The sequence below is a fragment of the Pseudomonas sp. Tri1 genome (assembly GCF_017968885.1).
Classification (GTDB): Bacteria; Pseudomonadota; Gammaproteobacteria; order Pseudomonadales; family Pseudomonadaceae; genus Aquipseudomonas.
Genome location: NZ_CP072913.1, coordinates 4,637,526 through 4,657,672, shown reverse-complemented (window position 1 = coordinate 4,657,672; position 20,147 = coordinate 4,637,526). Strand labels below are relative to the sequence as shown.

Annotated in this window: 19 protein-coding genes and 5 tRNA genes; 19 read left to right on the top strand and 5 right to left on the bottom strand. The window is 60.9% G+C overall.

All coding sequences use genetic code 11. The annotated features are described in order from the left end of the window. The first annotated feature begins 186 nt into the window (after positions 1-186). The 6 genes from J9870_RS20055 to J9870_RS20030 all read left to right on the top strand — a co-directional run bounded on the left by J9870_RS20055 (position 187) and on the right by J9870_RS20030 (position 6,178). A complete protein-coding gene (locus J9870_RS20055) occupies positions 187-495 on the top strand; it encodes a PepSY domain-containing protein (RefSeq protein WP_210639671.1) in 309 nt (102 codons plus the stop codon). Then, positions 495-806 (top strand): PepSY domain-containing protein, encoded by a 312-nt coding sequence (locus J9870_RS20050; RefSeq protein ID WP_210639670.1) that lies wholly within the window; start codon positions 495-497, stop codon positions 804-806. The genes J9870_RS20055 and J9870_RS20050 overlap by 1 nt, the downstream gene beginning before the upstream one ends. Further along, positions 806-1,474, top strand: a complete 669-nt coding sequence (locus J9870_RS20045) for a response regulator transcription factor (RefSeq protein ID WP_210639668.1) — start codon at positions 806-808, stop codon at positions 1,472-1,474. The genes J9870_RS20050 and J9870_RS20045 overlap by 1 nt, the downstream gene beginning before the upstream one ends. After that, positions 1,471-2,784 (top strand): sensor histidine kinase, encoded by a 1,314-nt coding sequence (locus tag J9870_RS20040; RefSeq protein ID WP_210639666.1) that lies wholly within the window; start codon positions 1,471-1,473, stop codon positions 2,782-2,784. The genes J9870_RS20045 and J9870_RS20040 overlap by 4 nt, the downstream gene beginning before the upstream one ends. Before the next feature lie 153 nt (positions 2,785-2,937). After that, positions 2,938-4,254 carry a Na+/H+ antiporter NhaC family protein gene (locus J9870_RS20035; RefSeq protein ID WP_210645352.1) on the top strand — a complete coding sequence of 439 codons (1,317 nt, stop codon included), beginning with the start codon at positions 2,938-2,940 and terminating at the stop codon, positions 4,252-4,254. A 244-nt stretch (positions 4,255-4,498) separates the two neighbouring features. Further along, on the top strand, positions 4,499-6,178 hold the full coding sequence (locus tag J9870_RS20030; protein ID WP_210639664.1) for a methyl-accepting chemotaxis protein: 1,680 nt from the start codon (positions 4,499-4,501) through the stop codon (positions 6,176-6,178). A 249-nt stretch (positions 6,179-6,427) separates the two neighbouring features. Here the strand turns inward: J9870_RS20030 and yegQ are convergent, their stop codons facing one another. Beyond that, a complete protein-coding gene (gene yegQ, locus J9870_RS20025; protein WP_210639663.1) occupies positions 6,428-7,753 on the bottom strand; it encodes a tRNA 5-hydroxyuridine modification protein YegQ in 1,326 nt (441 codons plus the stop codon). A gap of 148 nt (positions 7,754-7,901) precedes the next feature. Here yegQ and J9870_RS20020 point away from each other — a divergent pair, with 148 nt between their 5' ends. Then, complete coding sequence (locus J9870_RS20020; protein WP_210639661.1) at positions 7,902-8,963, top strand: AI-2E family transporter; 1,062 nt, start codon at positions 7,902-7,904, stop codon at positions 8,961-8,963. Here the strand turns inward: J9870_RS20020 and J9870_RS20015 are convergent. From J9870_RS20015 to J9870_RS20005, 3 genes are all read right to left on the bottom strand, one after another. Further along, positions 8,960-9,142: a hypothetical protein gene (locus J9870_RS20015; RefSeq protein ID WP_210639660.1), complete on the bottom strand. Its 183-nt coding sequence runs from the start codon at positions 9,140-9,142 to the stop codon at positions 8,960-8,962. The two genes, J9870_RS20020 and J9870_RS20015, sit on opposite strands and share 4 nt — an antisense overlap. A gap of 88 nt (positions 9,143-9,230) precedes the next feature. Then, the gene (locus tag J9870_RS20010; RefSeq protein WP_210639658.1) at positions 9,231-9,425 is read right to left on the bottom strand and encodes a hypothetical protein; all 195 of its coding nucleotides are present in this window, start codon (positions 9,423-9,425) and stop codon (positions 9,231-9,233) included. Positions 9,426-9,669: 244 nt separating this feature from the next. Further along, positions 9,670-9,745 (bottom strand) — tRNA-Asn (locus tag J9870_RS20005). A 234-nt stretch (positions 9,746-9,979) separates the two neighbouring features. Here J9870_RS20005 and J9870_RS20000 point away from each other — a divergent pair. Further along, positions 9,980-10,207, top strand: coding sequence for a hypothetical protein (locus J9870_RS20000; RefSeq protein ID WP_210639657.1), 228 nt, complete (start codon positions 9,980-9,982; stop codon positions 10,205-10,207). 117 nt (positions 10,208-10,324) lie between these two features. Here J9870_RS20000 and J9870_RS19995 read toward each other — a convergent pair whose 3' ends face one another. Then, entirely contained in the window at positions 10,325-11,521 is a 1,197-nt protein-coding gene (locus tag J9870_RS19995) for an amino acid aminotransferase (protein ID WP_210639656.1), read from the bottom strand. A 331-nt stretch (positions 11,522-11,852) separates the two neighbouring features. Here J9870_RS19995 and uvrB point away from each other — a divergent pair, with 331 nt between their 5' ends. From uvrB to J9870_RS19940, 11 genes are all read left to right on the top strand, one after another. Further along, complete coding sequence (gene uvrB, locus J9870_RS19990) at positions 11,853-13,868, top strand: excinuclease ABC subunit UvrB (RefSeq protein WP_210639655.1); 2,016 nt, start codon at positions 11,853-11,855, stop codon at positions 13,866-13,868. Positions 13,869-14,092: 224 nt separating this feature from the next. After that, on the top strand, positions 14,093-15,574 hold the full coding sequence (gene gltX, locus J9870_RS19985; RefSeq protein ID WP_210639654.1) for a glutamate--tRNA ligase: 1,482 nt from the start codon (positions 14,093-14,095) through the stop codon (positions 15,572-15,574). Positions 15,575-15,720: 146 nt separating this feature from the next. After that, positions 15,721-15,796: transfer RNA gene (locus J9870_RS19980), tRNA-Ala, on the top strand. Positions 15,797-15,875: 79 nt separating this feature from the next. After that, positions 15,876-15,951: transfer RNA gene (locus J9870_RS19975), tRNA-Glu, on the top strand. A 53-nt stretch (positions 15,952-16,004) separates the two neighbouring features. Then, positions 16,005-16,080 (top strand) — tRNA-Ala (locus J9870_RS19970). 77 nt (positions 16,081-16,157) lie between these two features. Beyond that, a tRNA-Glu gene (locus tag J9870_RS19965) sits at positions 16,158-16,233 on the top strand. Positions 16,234-16,412: 179 nt separating this feature from the next. Next, positions 16,413-16,952, top strand: coding sequence for a TetR/AcrR family transcriptional regulator (locus tag J9870_RS19960; protein ID WP_210639653.1), 540 nt, complete (start codon positions 16,413-16,415; stop codon positions 16,950-16,952). Between the two features lie 28 nt (positions 16,953-16,980). Then, a complete protein-coding gene (locus J9870_RS19955) occupies positions 16,981-17,814 on the top strand; it encodes an alpha/beta fold hydrolase (protein WP_210639651.1) in 834 nt (277 codons plus the stop codon). Between the two features lie 84 nt (positions 17,815-17,898). Next, positions 17,899-18,348: a thioesterase family protein gene (locus J9870_RS19950; RefSeq protein ID WP_210639650.1), complete on the top strand. Its 450-nt coding sequence runs from the start codon at positions 17,899-17,901 to the stop codon at positions 18,346-18,348. Between the two features lie 246 nt (positions 18,349-18,594). Then, positions 18,595-19,554 carry a tRNA-dihydrouridine synthase gene (locus tag J9870_RS19945; protein WP_210639648.1) on the top strand — a complete coding sequence of 320 codons (960 nt, stop codon included), beginning with the start codon at positions 18,595-18,597 and terminating at the stop codon, positions 19,552-19,554. A 120-nt stretch (positions 19,555-19,674) separates the two neighbouring features. Continuing rightward, complete coding sequence (locus J9870_RS19940; protein ID WP_003203872.1) at positions 19,675-20,127, top strand: Hsp20 family protein; 453 nt, start codon at positions 19,675-19,677, stop codon at positions 20,125-20,127. Positions 20,128-20,147: the final 20 nt, after the last annotated feature.

Here is a 20,147-nt window from a genome sequence, read left to right as displayed (position 1 = left end):
ACAAAACCCTGTGGGAGCGAGCTTGCTCGCGATGGCGGTCTGTCAGTTGATATTGATGTGACTGAACTGCGCTATCGCGAGCGAGCTCGCTCCCACATTGATCTGGGTTGGATGATGGCAATTCAGTTTCAGTTAAGTTCGCCCCGATACAGTCCCCCCGCAAAGATTATAAAAAGGAGACAAACCATGAACCGCCTGACTGCCTTTTTCATCGCGACCCTCATGGCCCTCGGCGCTGGCCTGGCTCATGCACGAGATCTCAACGACGACGAAGCCCGCAAACTGCGAGACGCTGGTACCATTCTGTCCTTTGAAAAACTCAACGCCATTGCCCTGGCTGAACACCCTGGCGCGACCTTGACCGCTACCGAGCTGGACGAAGAGTACGGCCGGTACATCTATCAGGTGGATCTGCGCGATGCGAAGGGTATTGAGTGGGACCTGGAATTGGACGCCGCCAACGGCGAGGTGCTCAAGAATCATCAGGATACGTAATGAAGCTTAATTTATGCGCCCGCAGCCGATGGACGCTGGCGCTGCTGGCGTTCTGTTCGGTGGCCATGGCCCGGGACCTGGACCAGGACGAGGCCCTGCAACTGCGCCAGCAAGGCGTGATCCTGCCGTTGGAGCAGTTGCTCCAGCAGGCTCTGGATCTTCACCCCGGCGCCAAGCTGCTGGAGGCCGAGCTGGAAGAAAAACACGGCGTCTATATTTACGAGGTCGAACTGCTGGATACCGACGGCGTCGTGCGCGAACTGGACCTGGAAGCCGCCACCGGCCGCTTACTCAAAGATAAGGAAGACTGATGCGCCTGCTCCTGGTGGAAGATCACGTTCCCCTGGCCGACGAACTGATGGCCGGGCTGACACGACAGGGCTACGCCGTCGATTGGCTCGCTGACGGTCGCGATGCGGTGTATCAAGGCAGCAGCGAGCCTTACGACTTGATCATTCTCGACCTCGGCCTGCCCGGTGTGCCGGGGCTCGAGGTGCTGGCGCAATGGCGTGCCGGCGGCCTGGGCACGCCCGTGCTGATCCTCACCGCGCGTGGCTCCTGGGCCGAACGTATCGAAGGCCTCAAGGCCGGGGCCGACGATTACCTGACCAAACCCTTTCACCCCGAAGAACTGCACCTGCGGGTCCAGGCGCTGCTGCGCCGCTCCCATGGCCAAGCCAACCAACCGACGCTCAAGGCGGCCGGGCTGCACCTGGATGAAGGGCGGCAATGCGTGATTCGTGATGGCGCAGAGATCCAACTGACCGCCGCCGAGTTTCGGTTGTTGCGCTATTTCATGCTGCACCCCGAGCAAATCCTGTCCAAGAGCCATCTCGCCGAACACCTGTATGACGGTGAAACCGAGCGTGATTCCAATGTGCTGGAAGTCCATGTCAATCACCTGCGGCGCAAGCTGGGGCGCAGCGTGATCGAAACCCGTCGCGGCCAGGGTTACCTGTTCGGCGGGCAGGCGCAGTGAGATCGATCCAGCGGCGCCTGAGCCTGGGCCTGATTGGTGTGATGGTGGTGGTCGGGCTGGTCCTGGCGCAGACCAGTTTGTGGTTGTTCGAACTGGGTTTGCAGCGCTATCTGGAAGCTGGGCTGCGTAACGACAGCGAGAACCTGCTGGTGGCTCTGGTGCGTGGCCCGCAGGGCTTGCAACTGGATGAGCGGCGCTTGTCGCCGGCCTATCAACGGCCGTTTTCCGGGCACTATTTCCGCATCGATTTTGCCGATGTGCACTGGCGCTCCCGTTCCCTGTGGGACCAGGAGTTGCCCCGGCTCGATCACCCAGGCTTGCACAGCAACCTGCAGTTGGGCCCCGAGGGGCAGAAGCTGCTGGTGCTGCGCACCGACTATCGGCGCCTGGGCCAGGCTATTTCCATCAGCGTGGCCCAGGACTACACACCGGTGCGTGACAGTTTCCGGCGGATGCAACAGATCGGCCTCGGTCTCGGGCTGGCGGGGCTGCTGTTGATCCTGTTATTGCAACGCATCACCGTGCACCGCGCCTTGCGCCCCCTGGATCGGGCCCGTGAGCAAATTGCACAGTTGCAGCGCGGGCAGCGTTCGCAGCTCGACGAGCAAGTGCCCCGGGAGCTGGAACCGCTGGTGGCGCAAATCAACCATCTGTTGGCCCACACTGAAGACAGCCTCAAGCGTTCGCGCAATGCCCTGGGCAACCTTGGGCATGCCTTGAAAACTCCGCTGGCGGTGCTGCAAAGCCTGGCTTCGAACGAGAAGCTCGACCCGTATCCCGAGCTGCGCAAGCTGTTGCTTGAGCAACTGGAACAGGTCCGCCAGCGTCTGAACCGCGAACTCAACCGCGCCCGTCTGTCCGGCGATGCGTTGCCCGGCGCGCACCTGGACTGCGACGCCGAACTGCCGGGGTTGCTGGCCACGCTGAACATGATCCACGGCGAACACCTGCAACTGACTTGCATCGCCCCGCCGGGCTTGCACCTGCCCTGGGACCGTGAGGATCTGCTGGAGCTGCTGGGCAACCTGTTGGACAACGCCTGCAAGTGGGCAGACGCCGAAGTGCGCCTGACCGTGAACGAGACGGCCACGGGGTTCAGCCTGGCGGTGGAAGACGACGGCCCAGGCATTCCCGAGGATCGCCGCAACCAGGTCTTCAGCCGCGGCACACGCCTGGACGAACAGACCGATGGCCATGGCCTGGGCCTGGGCATCGTGCGGGACATCGTCGACACCTGGGGCGGCACGCTGGCGCTGCAAGACAGCGAGTGGGGCGGGCTGAAGGTTGTGATCGAGTTGCCCAAGCGCTGATACGTATCCAATGGCGGCGAGCCCCCTGTGGGCATAGACATTGCGAGTCACTGAAAACCCGCCCCACAGCCCTTGCAGCTTGCCGCCGCTTCCTGCAAAGTCGCGACCTTTTTGTCCGGTGGCTCTCCATCGCTGTGCTTTGAGGTAACGATGATAAATGCAGTAATTGCCGCGGTTGGCGTCATGCTGGTGCTCAGCCTGTCCCGCGTGCATGTGGTGATCGCGCTGATTGTCGGTGCGTTGGTGGGCGGCTTGACCGGTGGCCTGGGCATCGAGGGAACGCTCAAGGCCTTTAACGCCGGCCTTGGGGGCGGTGCGACGGTGGCGCTGTCCTACGCCTTGCTCGGTGCGTTCGCCGTGGCGATTGCCAAGTCCGGCATGGCCCATGCCCTGGCCGACAAAGCCCTGGCCTTGGTGGATCGCCAGGATGCCGCCGGCGGCTCGGGCGTCAAATGGGTCCTGATCGGTCTGCTGGGAACGGTCGCGGTCGCCTCCCAGAATATTTTGCCGATCCATATCGCCTTCATCCCGCTGCTGGTGCCGCCGCTTCTCTATGTGCTGACCAAGTTGCAGTTGGACCGCCGGTTGATCGCCTGCGTCATGACCTTCGGTCTGATCACGCCCTACATGTTCCTGCCAGTGGGGTTCGGCAATATCTTCCTCAACGAAATCCTCCTGGCCAACATCGCCCGCAGCGGTGTGGACGTCAGCGGCATCAACGTCACCCATGCCATGGGTATCCCGGCGTTGGGCATGGTGTTTGGCTTGCTGCTGGCGTTGTTCACCTATCGCAAGAAACGTGTCTACGACCTGAAGAAAATCGCCCGGGTCGAGCAAGTGGCCGTGCGTTACAACCCCATGAGCCTGCTGGTGGCAGGACTGGCGATTGTGGCGGCGTTCGCCGTCCAGCTGATGGTGGATTCGATGATCATAGGTGCCCTGGTCGGGTTCCTGATCTTCTCCGTATCGGGGGTGGTGCGCTGGCGTGAAACCGACGACTTGTTCACCGAGGGCATGAAAATGATGGCGATGATCGGTTTCATCATGATCGCCGCCTCGGGTTTTGCTGAAGTGATGAAGGCCACCGGTGAAGTCCAGAGCCTGGTGGAAACCTCGGCGGCCTGGATCGGCCACAACAAGGGCGTCGGAGCGCTGCTGATGCTGCTGGTGGGGTTGCTGGTGACCATGGGCATCGGCTCGTCGTTCTCCACGGTGCCGATCCTGGCGACGATTTTCGTGCCGCTGTGCCTGCAACTGGGTTTCAGCCCGTTGGCGATCGTCTGCATCGTCGGCACCGCCGGCGCCCTGGGCGACGCCGGCTCGCCTGCCTCGGACTCGACCCTGGGCCCGACCTCCGGCCTGAACATCGACGGCCAGCACCATCACATCTGGGACACCGTGGTCCCGACCTTCATCCATTACAACCTGCCGTTGCTGGCGTTTGGGTGGGTGGCGGCGATGGTGTTGTAGCCTCAAGACCGAGTCGCCGCCATCGCGAGCAAGCTCGCTCCCACATTGGATCCTGCGTGAACACGAAACCCGTGAGCAGCGCTGATCCCCTGTGGGAGCGAGCTTGCTCGCGATGGGGCCTTCAAATTCAGCAACCTTATTTGCTGACCGCTCGCGATAACCGTCCCACCTTGTCCTACAGTTTTCCCATGCCTTGCCGTTAATACAGCTAACCACGCCAATAACACCTACAAGAGTGAACAGTATGCGCCTGAGCCTGAAGGCTAAAGTCCTGTCCCTGGCAGTACTGCCTGTATTGTTGTCCGCCGTGATCATCAGCCTGACCACGGCATTCATTCTGCAGGAACAGGCTGTCAAAGAGGTCCAGCAGACCCGCGAACGCCTGCTCAGCGAGGCCAAGGCTACGTTGCAGAACTACGTGGCGGTGGGGCTGACGGCCATCAAGCCGTTGTACGACGCGGCAGCGCCCGGTGATAACGAGGCGCGGGCCCAGGCGATCAAGCTGTTGTCGAACGTCAGCTATGGCAAGGATGGCTATTTCTTCGGCTACGACTCCGAAACCGTGCGCCTGTTCAAGGCCAACAGCCCCGACGGCGTGGGCAAGAGTTTCAAGGACAACCGTGACCCGAACGGTGTCTACGTCAACCGCGACCTGGTGAAAGTCGCCAAGGACGGAACCCACTATCTCGAATACAGCTCGCCACTGCCCAACAGCAAAGACCTGGTGCCTAAGCTCGGTTACACCGAATACCTGGCCAAGTGGGACATGGCGGTCGGTAGCTCGGTCAACCTGGACGGCATCGAAGCCCAAGTGGCGTTGGTGGAAACCAAAGTCCACGAGCGCCTGCAAGGTGTGGTGCTAAGTATTGTCGGGATCGCCGTCGTGGTGTTGCTGGTGATTGCGGTGGTGGGGATCGTGCTGGCCAATACCATTCTGCGGCCTCTGCACCTGATGAAAGACAACCTCGATGACATCGCCGCGGGCGAGGGCGACCTGACGCGCCGCCTGGCAATCACCAGCCAGGACGAACTCGGCCAACTGGCCGGTTCCTTCAACCGTTTCGTCGACAAGATCCACGGCCTGGTGCGGCAGATTACCGAGATGACTTCCCAACTGACCGGGCTGGTGACGCAGGTTTCCGAGCAGGCCCAGCGCTCCGAGCAGGCCATGGAACGCCAGCGTCACGAAACCGACCAGGTCGCCACGGCGATCAACGAAATGTCTTCGGCCGCCCAGGAAGTGGCCCGCAGCGCCCAGGGCGCGGCCGTCGCGGCCCAGCAGACCGACGAAGAAGGCCAGTCTGCCAAGCGCGTGGTGGCCGGCAGCATCCAGCAGATTCATGCGCTGGTGAACGATATTCGTAGCAGCGGCGTGTCCCTGGACAGCCTGCAGCAGGACGTGGCGTCGATTGTCAGTGTGCTTGGGGTGATTCGTTCGATCGCCGAGCAGACCAACCTGCTGGCCCTCAACGCTGCCATCGAGGCTGCTCGTGCCGGTGAAGCCGGGCGTGGGTTCGCGGTAGTGGCCGATGAAGTGCGGGCCCTGGCCAGCCGGACCCAGCAAAGCACCCAGGAAATCCAAGGCATGATCGACCGCCTGCAATCAGGCACCCATGCGGCGGTAGAAGCGATGCGCCGCTCCAGTGAGGCCGGCGAGGGCACGTCGGTGCGGGCCAACGAAGCCGGGGCATCCCTGGACACCATGGCGCAGTTGATCGGCACCATCAACTCGATGAACGCCCAGATCGCCAGCGCCGCTGAGGAGCAGACCGCCGTGGCCGAGGAGATCAACCGCAGCGTGCATCAGATCGCCGTGGCGGTGGACAGCGTCGCCGACGAAACCCAGCTTGGCGCCCAGACCTCCCGCAGCCTCGCCGACCTGGGCCAGCGCCTGGGCAAACTGGTGGGGCAGTTCCGGATCTGACTATCAGGCAGGAGCTGCCGAAGGCTGCGATCTTTTGCTCTCGATCCAGATGTTTTCACCTGGGCAACCGGGTCCTATCGGGAAAGAAGGATCGCAGCCTTCGGCAGTTCGTGCCGAGGACTGAAAATACCTGTGGGAGCGAGCTTGCTCGCGATGGCGGCAGGTCAGTCACTGAAGGAGTTAGCTGTAAATCGCTATCGCGAGCAAGCTCGCACACATTGGCTATGTGGCGCTAGCACTGTCCCGGCCTTACGCTTCCCGAACATCCCGCATCAACAACCCGAACCGCAAATCCACCGCATCCGGAATCGGCAGGTACACCACATGCCCATCCCCCGGCGCCACGTCGATGCCCTGGCCCTTCACGTTCTGCAACTGATGCAGGTCGAAGTGAAAATTGCCCTTGGGCGTCATCAGTTCCATGTGGTCACCCAATTGGAAACGGTTCTTGACCCGCACCTCGGCCAAGCGTTCGCGCCGCTCGCCGGTCAGTTCTCCGACGAACTGCTGGCGTTCCGACACCGAGCTGCCGTTCTGGTAGTTCTGATACTCGTCATGCACATGGCGGCGTAGAAAACCTTCGGTGTAGCCGCGCTGGGCGAGGGACTCCAGGTCGGTCATCAGGCTGCGGTCAAACTCACGACCCGCGACCGCGTCATCGATGGCCCGGCGATACACCTGGGTGGTGCGTGCGCAATAGAAGTGCGACTTGGTCCGGCCTTCGATCTTCAGTGAGTGCACGCCCATGCGCGCCAGTCGCTCCACGTGCTGCACCGCTCGCAGATCCTTGGCGTTCATGATGTAGGTGCCATGCTCGTCCTCGAAGGCCGGCATGGACGCTTCCGGGCGGTTGGCCTCCTGGAGCAGGAATACCTGGTCGGTGGGCGCGCCGAGGCCCAGGGTCGGCTCGGGTTGATAGGTTTGCACGATGTCGCCCACGACGTTTTCCACCGCCGGTTGCGCCGAATACTTCCAGCGGCAGGCGTTGGTGCAACTGCCCTGGTTGGCGTCGCGCTTGTTCAGGTAGCCCGACAGCAGGCAGCGACCGGAATAAGCCATGCACAGGGCGCCGTGGACGAACACCTCCAGCTCCATGGCCGGCACCTGCTGGCGAATCTCGGCGATTTCCTCCAGGGACAGTTCCCGGGACAGGATGATCCGGCTCAAGCCCTGTTGCTGCCAGAACTCGACGCTCGCCCAGTTCACGGTATTGGCCTGCACCGACAGGTGAATCGGCATCTGCGGGAAGTGCCGGCGTACCAGCATGATCAGCCCCGGATCGGACATGATCAACGCGTCCGGCGCCATGGCTATCACCGGCTCCAGGTCCTTGAGGAAGGTACGCAGCTTGGCGTTGTGCGGGGCAATGTTCACCACCACGTAGAACCGCTTGCCCATGGCCTGGGCCTCACGAATGCCCAGGGCCAGGTTGGCGTGGTCGAATTCGTTATTGCGCACCCGCAGGCTGTAGCGCGGTTGGCCGGCGTACACCGCGTCGGCACCGTAGGCGAAGGCATAACGCATGTTTTTCAAGGTGCCGGCGGGAGCGAGCAGTTCGGGGGCGGCGAGGGTCATGGTGGCGTCAGGTCGCAAAAAGCGGCGAGGGTACGCCACTGTCGGTCCGACGGTATTGATTTGGATCAATGCCGGGGGAGAAATGCGAAGGCACTCCGGCGAGTCCTGGCGGACTAATGTTTATCCCGCCTTTGGACATGGAACGCTGATGAATCGAAAGATGCTGCAAAACAAATCCCAGATGCTATTGCTGGTTCTCGTGACCCTCGCTTTCATCTGGATTCTGCTGCCGTTTTATGGCGCGGTGTTCTGGGCGGTGATCCTGGGTATCGTCTTTGCGCCGATGCAGCGCCGCCTGCAATTGAAGTTCGGCTGGCACCGCAACGTCACCTCGCTGTTCACCTTGAGCATTTGCGTGGTCAGTGCGATTTTACCGGTGATCATCATCAGTACCTTGCTGGTCCAGGAAGGCACGGCGTTGTACAAGAGCCTGGAAAGCGGAGAGCTGGACATTGCCGATTACCTGGCCCGTTTCAAGGATGCCTTGCCGCCGTACTTCCAGCACCTGCTGGACCGCTTCGGCCTGGGTAACCTGAACGGGTTGCGCGACAAGATCGTCAAGAGCGCGATGCAGGGCAGTGAGTTTTTCGCCACCCAGGCGTTCAGCTTTGGCCAGGGGACGTTCCAGTTCCTGGTCAGTTTCTTTGTCATGATTTATCTGCTGTTTTTTTTCCTGCGCGACGGCCCGGAACTGGTGCGCAAAGTGCGCATGGCCATTCCCTTGGCCGAACACCAGAAGCGCCGCCTGCAGTTGAAATTCAACCGGGTGGTGCGCGCTACGGTAAAAGGCAATCTGCTGGTCGCCATCAGCCAGGGCGCGCTGGGCGGGCTGATCTTCTGGATCCTGGGCATCCCGACGGTATTGCCGTGGGCGGTGCTGATGGCGTTCCTGTCACTGTTGCCTGCCGTGGGGGCGGGCCTGGTCTGGGCGCCGGTGGCGGTGTATTTCCTGCTTTCCGGGGCTATCTGGCAGGGTGTGGTGCTGACGCTGTTCGGCGTATTCGTGATTGGCCTGGTGGACAACTTCCTGCGACCGATCCTGGTGGGCAAGGACACCAAGATGCCCGACTACATGGTGTTGGTCTCGACACTCGGCGGGCTGGCGGTGTTCGGGCTGAACGGCTTCGTGATCGGGCCGCTGATCGCCGCACTGTTCATGTCCTGTTGGGCCTTGTTCGTCGAAAGTACACCGCGCATACAACTGCCCTAGGCGTTCAGCACGTACGGGCCGATGCGTTGCGACAGGGCTTGGGCGGCGGGCAGTGAAGTCAGCGGACCGCTGATGGTCACGCCGTCCTGCACCAGATACCAGCAGGCCAGCAAACCGCGCTCCCGGAGTGGGGCGGGGACGGCACTGCCTATGACAGACATGATTTGAACCTTGGGCATGGGAACCTCCATCAATCGATGGGGTTACCTTACGACTCAACCGGGGGGGCGAAAAATCAACAGGCTCGATAGTAGGAATCGATGCCGCTCAATCGACGACCAGGTCGAGCATGTGCACCACTTCCTGCTCGTTGAGCAGGCCCTTGCGAACCAGGTTCTCCGTCAGCAGGGAAAGGAACTTGGCGCTGCGATGGCCTTCCAGGTGCTTGAGTTCGGTCAGTGCGTTGTACACCTTGCTGGAGGTGCACAGGCCGACAATGCGGTGGGGATTTTGCGTGGGCATACCTTCGTCCTTGTTTTTATGAAGCTGTTGTTGACGGACCGCACCAGTTTGCGGTGCAGTCATGACACTGGGGTGACAGCTCGGGTTTTGGAAAAGAAAGCAGGATTCAGACCATAATGCCTTTTTGGCGCCGGATTATTGTTCCGGCAGCGACCTCGGCAAGCTTTTTCAGCCTGCGGCATTTTTATTCGCCCACGAAAAAGCCCCTGGATCTTTCGATTCAGGGGCTTGATTTGTCGCTATCTGGCTCCACGACCTGGACTCGAACCAGGGACCCAGTGATTAACAGTCACTTGCTCTACCAACTGAGCTATCGCGGAATGGCGCGTATGTTACTGATTGGAAAAGAGAAGTCAAGCTTCTATTGCCGAGCGGTAGATCCCGGATGCCCTTTGACGATCAATCAACGATTGGCAGTTACTGCCACGGCGGGAGAGGGCTACCATGGTCGCCCGGAAGTGGCAGGACGCGCTGCCGGCCATTCGCCGACATAAGGTACGCGCCATGAATCACCTGTTACCGCTTTACACCGCCAGCCGCACTGGGGTGTCGCTATGAGCACCGCGCAGATCAGTTTGCCCAAGGGTGTGGGGCCCCACGCCGAGAAACTCTACGACGCCATCACCCAGGCCGGCACCGCCGATGAGCTGAACCGTGCCGGGGGCAAGGCCGAAGGTTTCGTCCTGGGGCTGGAAAGTGCCAAGGCGATCAAGAGCCAGATTGCCGAGTCGCTGTATGTGATCTACGACGATGCGGCGAGTCAGCGGGCAACGGAGCTTTAGCCTCGCCGAAAGTGTTGTGCCGGGTGCTTTTGTGGCGAGGGGGACGCCTGACCTGGTAGTGACGCTAAAAAAAACGGGAAGCCAATGGCTTCCCGTTTTTCATCCGGCGCGAAAGTTTCAGATCACCTGAACGATGGCCTTGGTCACTGCCTCGATGTTGTTCTGGTTCAGCGCAGCCACGCAGATGCGACCGGTGTCCAGGGCATAGATGCCGAACTCGTTGCGCAGGCGCGTCACTTGTTCAACGGTCAGGCCGGAGTAGGAGAACATCCCGCTTTGGCGTGCGACGAAGCTGAAGTCGTGGTGTGGCGCGGCCTTGGCCAGCATGTCCACCATCTGGTTGCGCATGCCGCGAATCCGCAGGCGCATCTCGGCCAGTTCGGCTTCCCACTGGGCCCGCAGCTCAGGGCTGTTGAGCACGGCGGCGACGATGCTGGCGCCATGGGTCGGTGGGTTGGAGTAGTTGGTGCGGATCACGCGCTTGACCTGGGACAGCACGCGGGCACTTTCTTCCTTCGATTCGCTGACGATCGACAGGGCGCCAACGCGTTCGCCGTACAGGGAGAACGACTTGGAGAACGAGCTGGACGCGAAGAAGGTCAGGCCCGACTCGGCGAACAGGCGCACGGCCGCTGCGTCTTCGTCGATGCCATCGCCAAAGCCCTGGTAGGCCATGTCCAGGAACGGCACGTGGTTCTTGGCCTTGATCACGGCCAGTACGTTTTTCCAGTCTTGCGGGCTCAGGTCCACGCCGGTTGGGTTGTGGCAGCAGGCGTGCAGCACGACGATCGAGCGCTCGGGCAGGGCGTTGAGGTCTTCCAGCAGGCCGCTGCGGTTCACGTCATGGGTGGCAGCGTCGTAGTAGCGGTAGTTCTGCACCGGGAAACCGGCGGTTTCGAACAGGGCGCGGTGGTTTTCCCAGCTCGGGTCGCTGATGGCTACAACGGCGTCCGGCAGCAGTTGCTTGAGGAAGTCGGCACCGATCTTCAGTGCGCCGGTGCCGCCCACGGCCTGGGTGGTGATGACACGGCCGGAGGCGATCAGCGGGGAGTCCTTGCCAAACAACAAGGTTTGCACTGCCTGGTCATAGGCGGCAATGCCGTCGATTGGCAGGTAACCACGGGAAACGTGCTGAGCCACGCGAATCGTCTCGGCTTCGACAACGGCGCGCAGGAGTGGAATGCGCCCTTCTTCGTTGCAGTAAACACCTACGCCCAAGTTGACCTTATTGGTACGGGTGTCGGCGTTGAATGCTTCGTTGAGGCCCAGGATGGGGTCGCGGGGTGCCAATTCGACAGCGGAAAACAGGCTCATTATTGCGCGGCTCTGAATGGAGTGAGGGGGACGTGTCGCGCTCCAGCCGGATGCACTAGAGCGGTGCACAAACGGGGAGCTAGTATAGAGGCCATCACCCGGCACGGCGACAGGCGATTCGGCTTTTGCGGCAAGTATTTTCGATTTTTTTCGACCGTTAGTCCCTTCTCTGCGTCAAAGTCTGCAAGGCGTGTAGGACGTTCGTCTTGAAAGCGAGGGCATTCACCTCCACATTGTGTGCATCCCAGCTTTTTCCTCGGACGGCATCAGTCGTTTCGGTCTTTCTCGTCCCTGTCGGCTGGCCGACAGGGGTGAACCCAGAGGTTATGTCATGTCTGAATTCCAGCTAGTCACCCGATTCCAGCCTGCCGGCGACCAGCCGGAAGCCATCCGCCTGATGGTCGAAGGCATCGAGGCGGGGCTGGCGCACCAGACGCTGCTCGGTGTGACCGGCTCGGGCAAGACCTTCAGCATCGCCAACGTAATCGCCCAGGTGCAGCGCCCGACCCTGGTGCTGGCACCGAACAAGACTCTGGCGGCGCAGTTGTACGGTGAGTTCAAGGCGTTCTTCCCGAACAACGCGGTGGAGTATTTCGTCTCTTATTACGACTACTACCAGCCCGAGGCCTACGTGCCGTCGTCGGACACCTTCATCGAGAAGGACGCCTCGATCAACGACCACATCGAACAGATGCGGCTGTCGGCGACCAAGGCGCTACTGGAGCGCAAGGACGCGATCATCGTCACCACCGTGTCATGCATCTACGGTCTGGGCAGCCCGGAAACCTACCTGAAAATGGTCTTGCACGTGGATCGCGGCGACAAGCTCGACCAGCGCGCCCTGGTGCGCCGCCTGGCGGACTTGCAGTACACCCGCAACGACATGGATTTCGCTCGGGCGACGTTCCGGGTGCGTGGCGATGTGATCGACATCTACCCGGCGGAATCGGACCTCGAAGCGATCCGCATCGAGCTGTTCGACGATGAAGTAGAGAGCATTTCCGCGTTCGACCCGCTGACCGGCGAAGTCATCCGCAAGCTGCCGCGTTTCACCTTCTACCCCAAGAGCCACTACGTGACGCCGCGGGAAACCCTGCTGGACGCCATTGAAGGCATCAAGGTCGAACTGCAGGAGCGCCTGGAATACCTGCGTTCGAACAACAAGCTGGTGGAAGCCCAACGTCTGGAGCAGCGGACCCGCTTTGACCTGGAGATGATCCTGGAGCTGGGCTACTGCAACGGCATCGAAAACTACTCGCGCTACCTGTCAGGCCGCCCGGCGGGTGCGCCACCGCCCACCTTGTATGACTATCTGCCGGCCGATGCCTTGCTGGTGATCGACGAGTCCCACGTCAGCGTGCCCCAGGTCGGCGCGATGTACAAAGGCGACCGTTCGCGCAAGGAAACCCTGGTGGAATACGGCTTCCGTCTGCCCTCGGCCCTGGACAACCGGCCGATGCGCTTCGACGAATGGGAAAGTGTGAGCCCGCAGACGATTTTTGTCTCGGCCACCCCAGGCAACTATGAGGCCGAACATGCCGGGCGAGTGATCGAGCAACTGGTGCGGCCGACCGGGCTGGTCGACCCACAGATCGAAGTGCGCCCGGCGCTGACCCAGGTCGATGACCTGCTCTCGGAAATCACCAAGCGCGTGGCACTGGAGGAAAGGGTGCTGGTCACTACGCTGACCAAGCGCATGGCCGAAGACCTGACCGATTACCTGGCCGATCATGGCGTACGGGTGCGCTACCTGCACTCGGACATCGACACGGTGGAGCGGGTTGAAATTATCCGCGACCTGCGCCTGGGCACCTTCGACGTGCTCGTGGGCATCAACCTGCTGCGCGAAGGCCTGGACATGCCCGAGGTGTCGCTGGTGGCGATTCTCGACGCCGATAAGGAAGGTTTCCTGCGTTCCGAGCGCTCGTTGATCCAGACCATCGGTCGCGCCGCACGTAACCTCAATGGGCGGGCGATTCTCTATGCCGACCGCATCACCGGTTCGATGGAGCGGGCCATCGGCGAGACCGAGCGTCGTCGCGACAAGCAGATCGCCTTTAACCTGGCCAACGGCATCACGCCCAAAGGGGTGTTCAAGGACGTTGCCGACATCATGGAAGGTGCCACCGTACCCGGCTCGCGCAGCAAAAAGCGCAAGGGCATGGCCAAGGCCGCCGAAGAGAGCGCTCGCTACGAAGCCGAATTGCGCTCACCGAGCGAGATCGCCAAGCGTATCCGTCAGTTGGAAGAGAAGATGTACCAACTGGCCCGGGACCTGGAGTTCGAGGCGGCGGCGCAGTTGCGCGATGAGATTGGCAAGTTGCGCGAGCGGTTGCTGACTGTCTGAGGTTTTGTGGCGATTTTAAGGGCCTCATCGCGAGCAGGCTCGCTCCCACACTGGATCTGCGGCGTTCACAAAACCCCTGTGGGAGCGAGCTTGCTCGCGATGGGCGCGACTCGGTCTAACGGCTGGCCACACAAATCCCGCTCTCACTGGAGCCCGCCTACCATCGCCTGTTACCATTCGCCCCCTGTTTCATCTTCGCTTTTATATTCTTTCCGAGACATGCCATGACCACCGTCCGCACCCGCATCGCGCCTTCGCCCACTGGCGATCCCCATGTCGGCACCGCTTACATCGCTCTGTTCAACTATTGCTTTGCCAAGCAGCATGGCGGTGAGTTCATCCTGCGGATCGAGGACACCGACCAGTTGCGTTCGACTCGCGAGTCTGAACAACAGATCTTCGACGCCCTGCGCTGGCTGGGCATCGACTGGAGCGAAGGTCCGGACGTTGGCGGTCCGCATGGTCCGTATCGCCAGAGCGAGCGTGGCGATATCTACCAGCAGTATTGCCAGCAACTGGTGGACATGGGGCACGCATTCCCGTGCTTCTGCACCGCCGAAGAGCTGGACCAGATGCGCGCCGAGCAGATGGCCCGTGGCGAAACCCCGCGCTACGACGGCCGCGCGCTGCTGTTGTCCAAGGAAGAAGTCGCCCGTCGCCTGGCCGCCGGCGAGCCCCATGTAATCCGCATGAAGGTGCCGACCGAAGGCGTCTGCGTGGTGCCGGACATGCTGCGGGGCGATGTCGAGATCCCGTGGGATCGCATGGACATGCAAGTGCTGATGAAGACCGATGGCCTGCCGACGTACTTCCTGGCGAACGTGGTCGACGATCACCTGATGGGCATCACTCACGTATTGCGCGGGGAAGAATGGTTGCCGTCGGCACCGAAATTGATCCTGCTCTACGAATACTTCGGCTGGGAGCAACCGCAGCTGTGCTACATGCCGCTGCTGCGTAACCCGGACAAGAGCAAGCTGTCCAAACGCAAGAACCCGACCTCGGTGACGTTCTACGAGCGCATGGGTTTCATGCCCGAGGCAATGCTCAACTACCTGGGCCGCATGGGCTGGTCGATGCCGGATGAGCGCGAGAAGTTTTCGCTGCAGGAAATGGTCGAGCATTTCGACCTGTCGCGGGTGTCCCTGGGTGGGCCGATCTTCGACGTCGAGAAGCTGTCGTGGCTCAACGGTCAGTGGCTACGGGACTTGCCGGTGGAAGAATTCGCTGCGCGTGTGCAGAAGTGGGCGTTGAATCCTGAGTACATGATGAGGATCGCGCCCCATGTGCAGGGCAGGGTGGAGACGTTCAGCCAGATCGCTCCACTGGCTGGTTTCTTCTTTGCCGGTGGCGTGACGCCGGATGCGAAGCTGTTCGAATCCAAGAAGCTGTCGGGTGATCAGGTACGCCAGTTGATGCAGTTGATTCTGTGGAAGCTGGAAAGCCTGCGCCAATGGGAAAAGGACAGCATCACCGCAACCATTCAGGCGGTTGTCGAACACCTGGAGTTGAAGCTGCGCGATGCCATGCCGTTGATGTTCGCCGCCATTACCGGCCAGGCCAGTTCGGTGTCGGTGCTCGATGCGATGGAAATTCTCGGGCCGGATCTGACCCGTTTCCGCCTGCGCCAGGCCATCGACTTGCTCGGTGGCGTGTCGAAGAAGGAAAACAAGGAGTGGGAAAAACTGCTCGGCGCGATTGCCTGAACGCTCGATGAGGCAGGACATACCCCGGTTTTCCGGGGTTTGTCGGTAAGTGATTGTTATCCCGGCAAAAAACTTTCAAATTTGTTGAAAATAAATTTGACAGCCCTCCGATACGCCCTTAAGATTCGCCCCGTCCTCAGCGATGAGGGGCTATAGCTCAGCTGGGAGAGCGCTTGCATGGCATGCAAGAGGTCGACGGTTCGATCCCGTCTAGCTCCACCAATTTATACTTCAAGGCCTGGCCACACGGGGCTTGAAGCGATCAACACTCAGCGTTGATCAGTTGTATAGAAGGGTTTGCGTCCCCTTCGTCTAGTGGCCTAGGACACCGCCCTTTCACGGCGGTAACAGGGGTTCGAGTCCCCTAGGGGACGCCAGTTTTACAGAAGCGATGTTGCAAGATGTCGCTCCGCCGCGAGGCGAAAAATCCGGGGCTATAGCTCAGCTGGGAGAGCGCTTGCATGGCATGCAAGAGGTCGACGGTTCGATCCCGTCTAGCTCCACCAATTTACAGGTTCAAGGTCTGGCCACACCGGCCTTGAGTCGATCAGTTCTCAGCGCTGATCACGTTCAGAAGGTTTGTGTCCCCTTCGTCTAGTGGCCTAGGACACCGCCCTTTCACGGCGGTAACAGGGGTTCGAGTCCCCTAGGGGACGCCACGATTACCCGCTCTGCGGGATTTATAGGGGTCATTCAATTCTTGAATGGCCCTTTTGTTTGTCTGGCGTTCGGCCAATTCCCTTATCCTTGAGAGAGTCTTCTGACCAGCGGTCAAAATTTCCGCTTGCGGAAAATTATTATGGGAATAATATTTCAATCGTAATATTCGGAGGCGACGATGAGCGATAAAAAGGCACAAACCCGTGAACGCATTCTCAAGGCGGCCAGCGATGCGCTGATCCAGCGTGGGCCGGCTGAACCGAGCGTGGGCGAGGTGATGGGCGCGGCCGGGCTGACGGTGGGCGGTTTTTATGCCCATTTCGAAAGCAAAGATGCCTTGATGCTGGAGGCGTTCAAGCAATTGCTCAATCGGCGCCGCGGCTTGATCGCCGACATGGACAGCGAACTGACAGGCGAAGAGCGGCGCGCGCTGGTCGCGGCGTTCTATCTGTCACGAAAGCACCGCGACTCTACCGAGCACGCCTGTCCGATTCCTGCGTCGGTTGGCGAACTGGGCAGGCTGCCAGATGCATTTCGTGAGGTGCTCAATGAGCATATTGAACTGATGGTCGCGCAACTGGCGGCCAGCCCGGAGGACGCCGACAAAGCCCTGGCCGACATCGCCTTGATGGTGGGCGGCCTGGCCTTGGCACGCGCCCTGGGCCCTGGAGAGTTATCGGATCGTTTGCTGCGCGCCGCCAAGTCGGCGGTGCAATGAGCTGAGGCGCAAGCCCTGGAGATGAGCGATGAACAGGTTGAGCTGGGTTCGTGGCGTCAATGGCACCCTTGGCTGGGTGGCGCCGCGCCTGATAGCAAAGAAGATGCGACTGCTGTTCATGCGTCCCCGAGACTTGCCGCCGCGGGATTGGGAATTGCCATTGCTGGCAACCTCCGAGCGCATCACCTTGCGCTTCGGTCTGTCGGCCTTGCGCTGGGGCAAAGGCCCGACCGTCTTGGTGATGCACGGCTGGGAAGGGCGACCTACACAGTTCGCGGCGCTGATCACGGCACTGGTGGACGCCGGCTACACGGTGGTGGCGCTGGACGGTCCGGCCCATGGCCGCTCACCCGGACGCGAGGCCAATGTCTTGTTGTTCGCCAGGGCCATGCTCGAAGCCGCGGCTGAGTTGCCGCCACTGCAAGCCGTGATCGGGCATTCCATGGGCGGCGCCAGTGCCATGCTCGCGGTTCAGTTGGGGTTGCGGACCGAGACCCTGGTCAGCATCGCTGCACCTGCGCGCATTCTGGGCGTGCTGCGCGGGTTCGCCCGGATGATGGGGCTGCCGCCCAAGGCCCGTTCAGCCTTCATTCGCCTGGTGGAAAACGATGTGGGCATGCGGGCCGAGAAAATGGACGTCGCCCATTACCAACTGGACGTGCCTGGGTTGATCGTCCATGCCGACGACGACACCTTCGTCTCGGTCAAGGAATCGCAACTGATTCACGAGGCCTGGTTCGACAGCCGCTTGCTGCGCTTGCCACAGGGCGGGCACCAGCGGGTGCTGGCCGATCCGCGCGTCATTGATGGTGTGTTGTCACTGCTGGCCGGGCGCAGCCTGCAAGCGCGCCAATCGGCTTGATCTGTGGGAGCAAGGCTGCCCGCGATGGCGGTCAAGCGCGGATCCGTTACACTGCCCCCAACCATATTCGACCGGGAGAGGGGCATGGGCTGGGATCGGGCAACGCCGTTCATCATTGATCTTCAAGTAAATGCCGAAGACATCGACGGGCTGGGCCACGCCAATAACGCGGTATACGTCACCTGGCTCGAGCGCTGTGCCTGGCGCCATTCCCAGCGCCTGGGGCTGGATCTGGTGGAGTATCGGCGGCTGGACCGGGCCATGGCGGTGGTGCGGCATGAAATCGATTACCTGGCGGCTGCCTATGAAGGCGACGAATTGCAATTAGCGACCTGGATCGTCGATTGGGACCAGCGGTTGAAGATGACCCGGCATTTCCAACTGATCCGCCCCAGCGACAACACCACCTTGCTGCGGGCCCAGACCACATTTGTCTGCATTGAACTGTCCACTGGCAGGCCCAAGCGCATGCCGCCGGAGTTCATCGAGGGTTATGGTGTGGCGCTGAATCCATCTGGCATCTTCATAGATTGACCCACCGCTATCGCGAGCAGGCTCGCTCCCACAGGGATTTGTGGCGGGCTCCAATTCTGTAAACACATTGGAACCATTGTGGGAGCGAGCCTGCTCGCGATGACGGCAGCACATCCAACATCAATGCAAGCTGACCCACCGTTTTCGCGAGCAAGCCCGCTCCCACAGGGGATTTGTGGTGAATGCCGGCTATGTGGGCAAAATCCGGTAAACTGCCGCACGTTTTTTCGTTGAGTGTGTGTTTCCATGCAAATTGCCCTGGCGCCCATGGAGGGGTTGGTCGACAACATCCTGCGGGACGTCCTGACCCGTGTTGGTGGTATCGACTGGTGCGTCACCGAATTCATTCGCGTCAATGACCGTCTGCTCACGCCAGCCTATTTCCATAAGCTCGCCCCCGAATTGCTGACCGGTGCCCAAACGGCTGCCGGCGTGCCGTTGCGGGTGCAGTTGCTCGGCTCCGACCCGGTATGCCTGGCGGAAAACGCGGCGTTGGCCTGCGAGTTGGGCTCAGAAGTTATTGACCTGAACTTCGGTTGCCCGGCCAAGACCGTGAATAAATCCCGGGGCGGGGCGGTGTTGCTCAAGGAGCCGGAGCTGCTCAACGAAATCGTCGAGCATGTACGTCGCGCGGTGCCGAAACACATCCCGGTCACCGCCAAGATGCGCCTGGGGTTCGACAGCCCGGATGGTGCGCTAGTCTGTGCCACGGCGTTGGCCGAAGGCGGCGCGGCGCACATTGTGGTGCATGCGCGAACCAAGACCGACGGCTACAAGCCCCCGGCCCACTGGGAGTGGATCCCGCGGGTCCAGGAAGTGGTCAAGGTGCCGGTATTCGCCAATGGCGATATCTGGAGCGTGGAAGACTGGCGCCGTTGCCGCGAAATCAGCGGCGTGGAAGACATCATGCTCGGTCGTGGCCTGGTTTCCCGTCCTGACCTGGCCCGGCAGATCGCTGCGGCCCGGGCGGGTGAGGAAGTGGTCGAGATGTCCTGGGCCGAGTTGCAACCGATGCTCCAGGACTTCTGGGTGCAGGTGGTCGAACAACTGACACCCCGCCAAGCGCCGGGTCGATTGAAGCAATGGCTGGCAATGCTGACCCGCAATTATCCCGAAGCGGTGCAGCTGTTTACCGCTCTGCGCCGTGAAACCGAGCTGGATGCGGTAGGTCATTTGCTGGGTGTGTGGCACACCGAAGCAGCTTGAAAAAAATTCAAAAAAAAGCTCTTGAAAAGTTTTTGGCGGACCCTAGATAAGGGTTACGCGATGCCGAATTCGGGTCGCGGAGACAAAAAAACTTGCTGAATTTTTCAGGAGATTTGAATCATGAGTACTGCATTTTCGCTGGCCCCTCTGTTCCGTTCCTCGGTGGGTTTCGACCGTTTCAACGACCTGTTCGAGACCGCCCTGCGCAACGAGCCGGGCAGCAGCTATCCACCCTACAATGTGGAAAAACATGGTGATGACGAGTACCGCATCGTGGTCGCCGCCGCTGGGTTCCAGGAAGAAGACCTGGACCTGCAAGTGGAAAAAGGTGTGCTGACCATCAGCGGTGGCAAGCGCGAAGCGAGCAACGACAGCGTGACCTATCTGCACCAGGGCATTGCCCAGCGTGCGTTCAAGCTGTCCTTCCGGTTGGCCGATCATATCGAGATCAAGTCTGCCGGCCTGAGCAACGGTCTGTTGAGTATCGACCTGTTGCGGGTGATTCCGGAAGAGGCCAAGGCCAAGCGCATCCCGATCAATGGGGCGCAGCAGCAACCCGCGCTGCAAAACTGATGCATCACTACTGAAGAAGG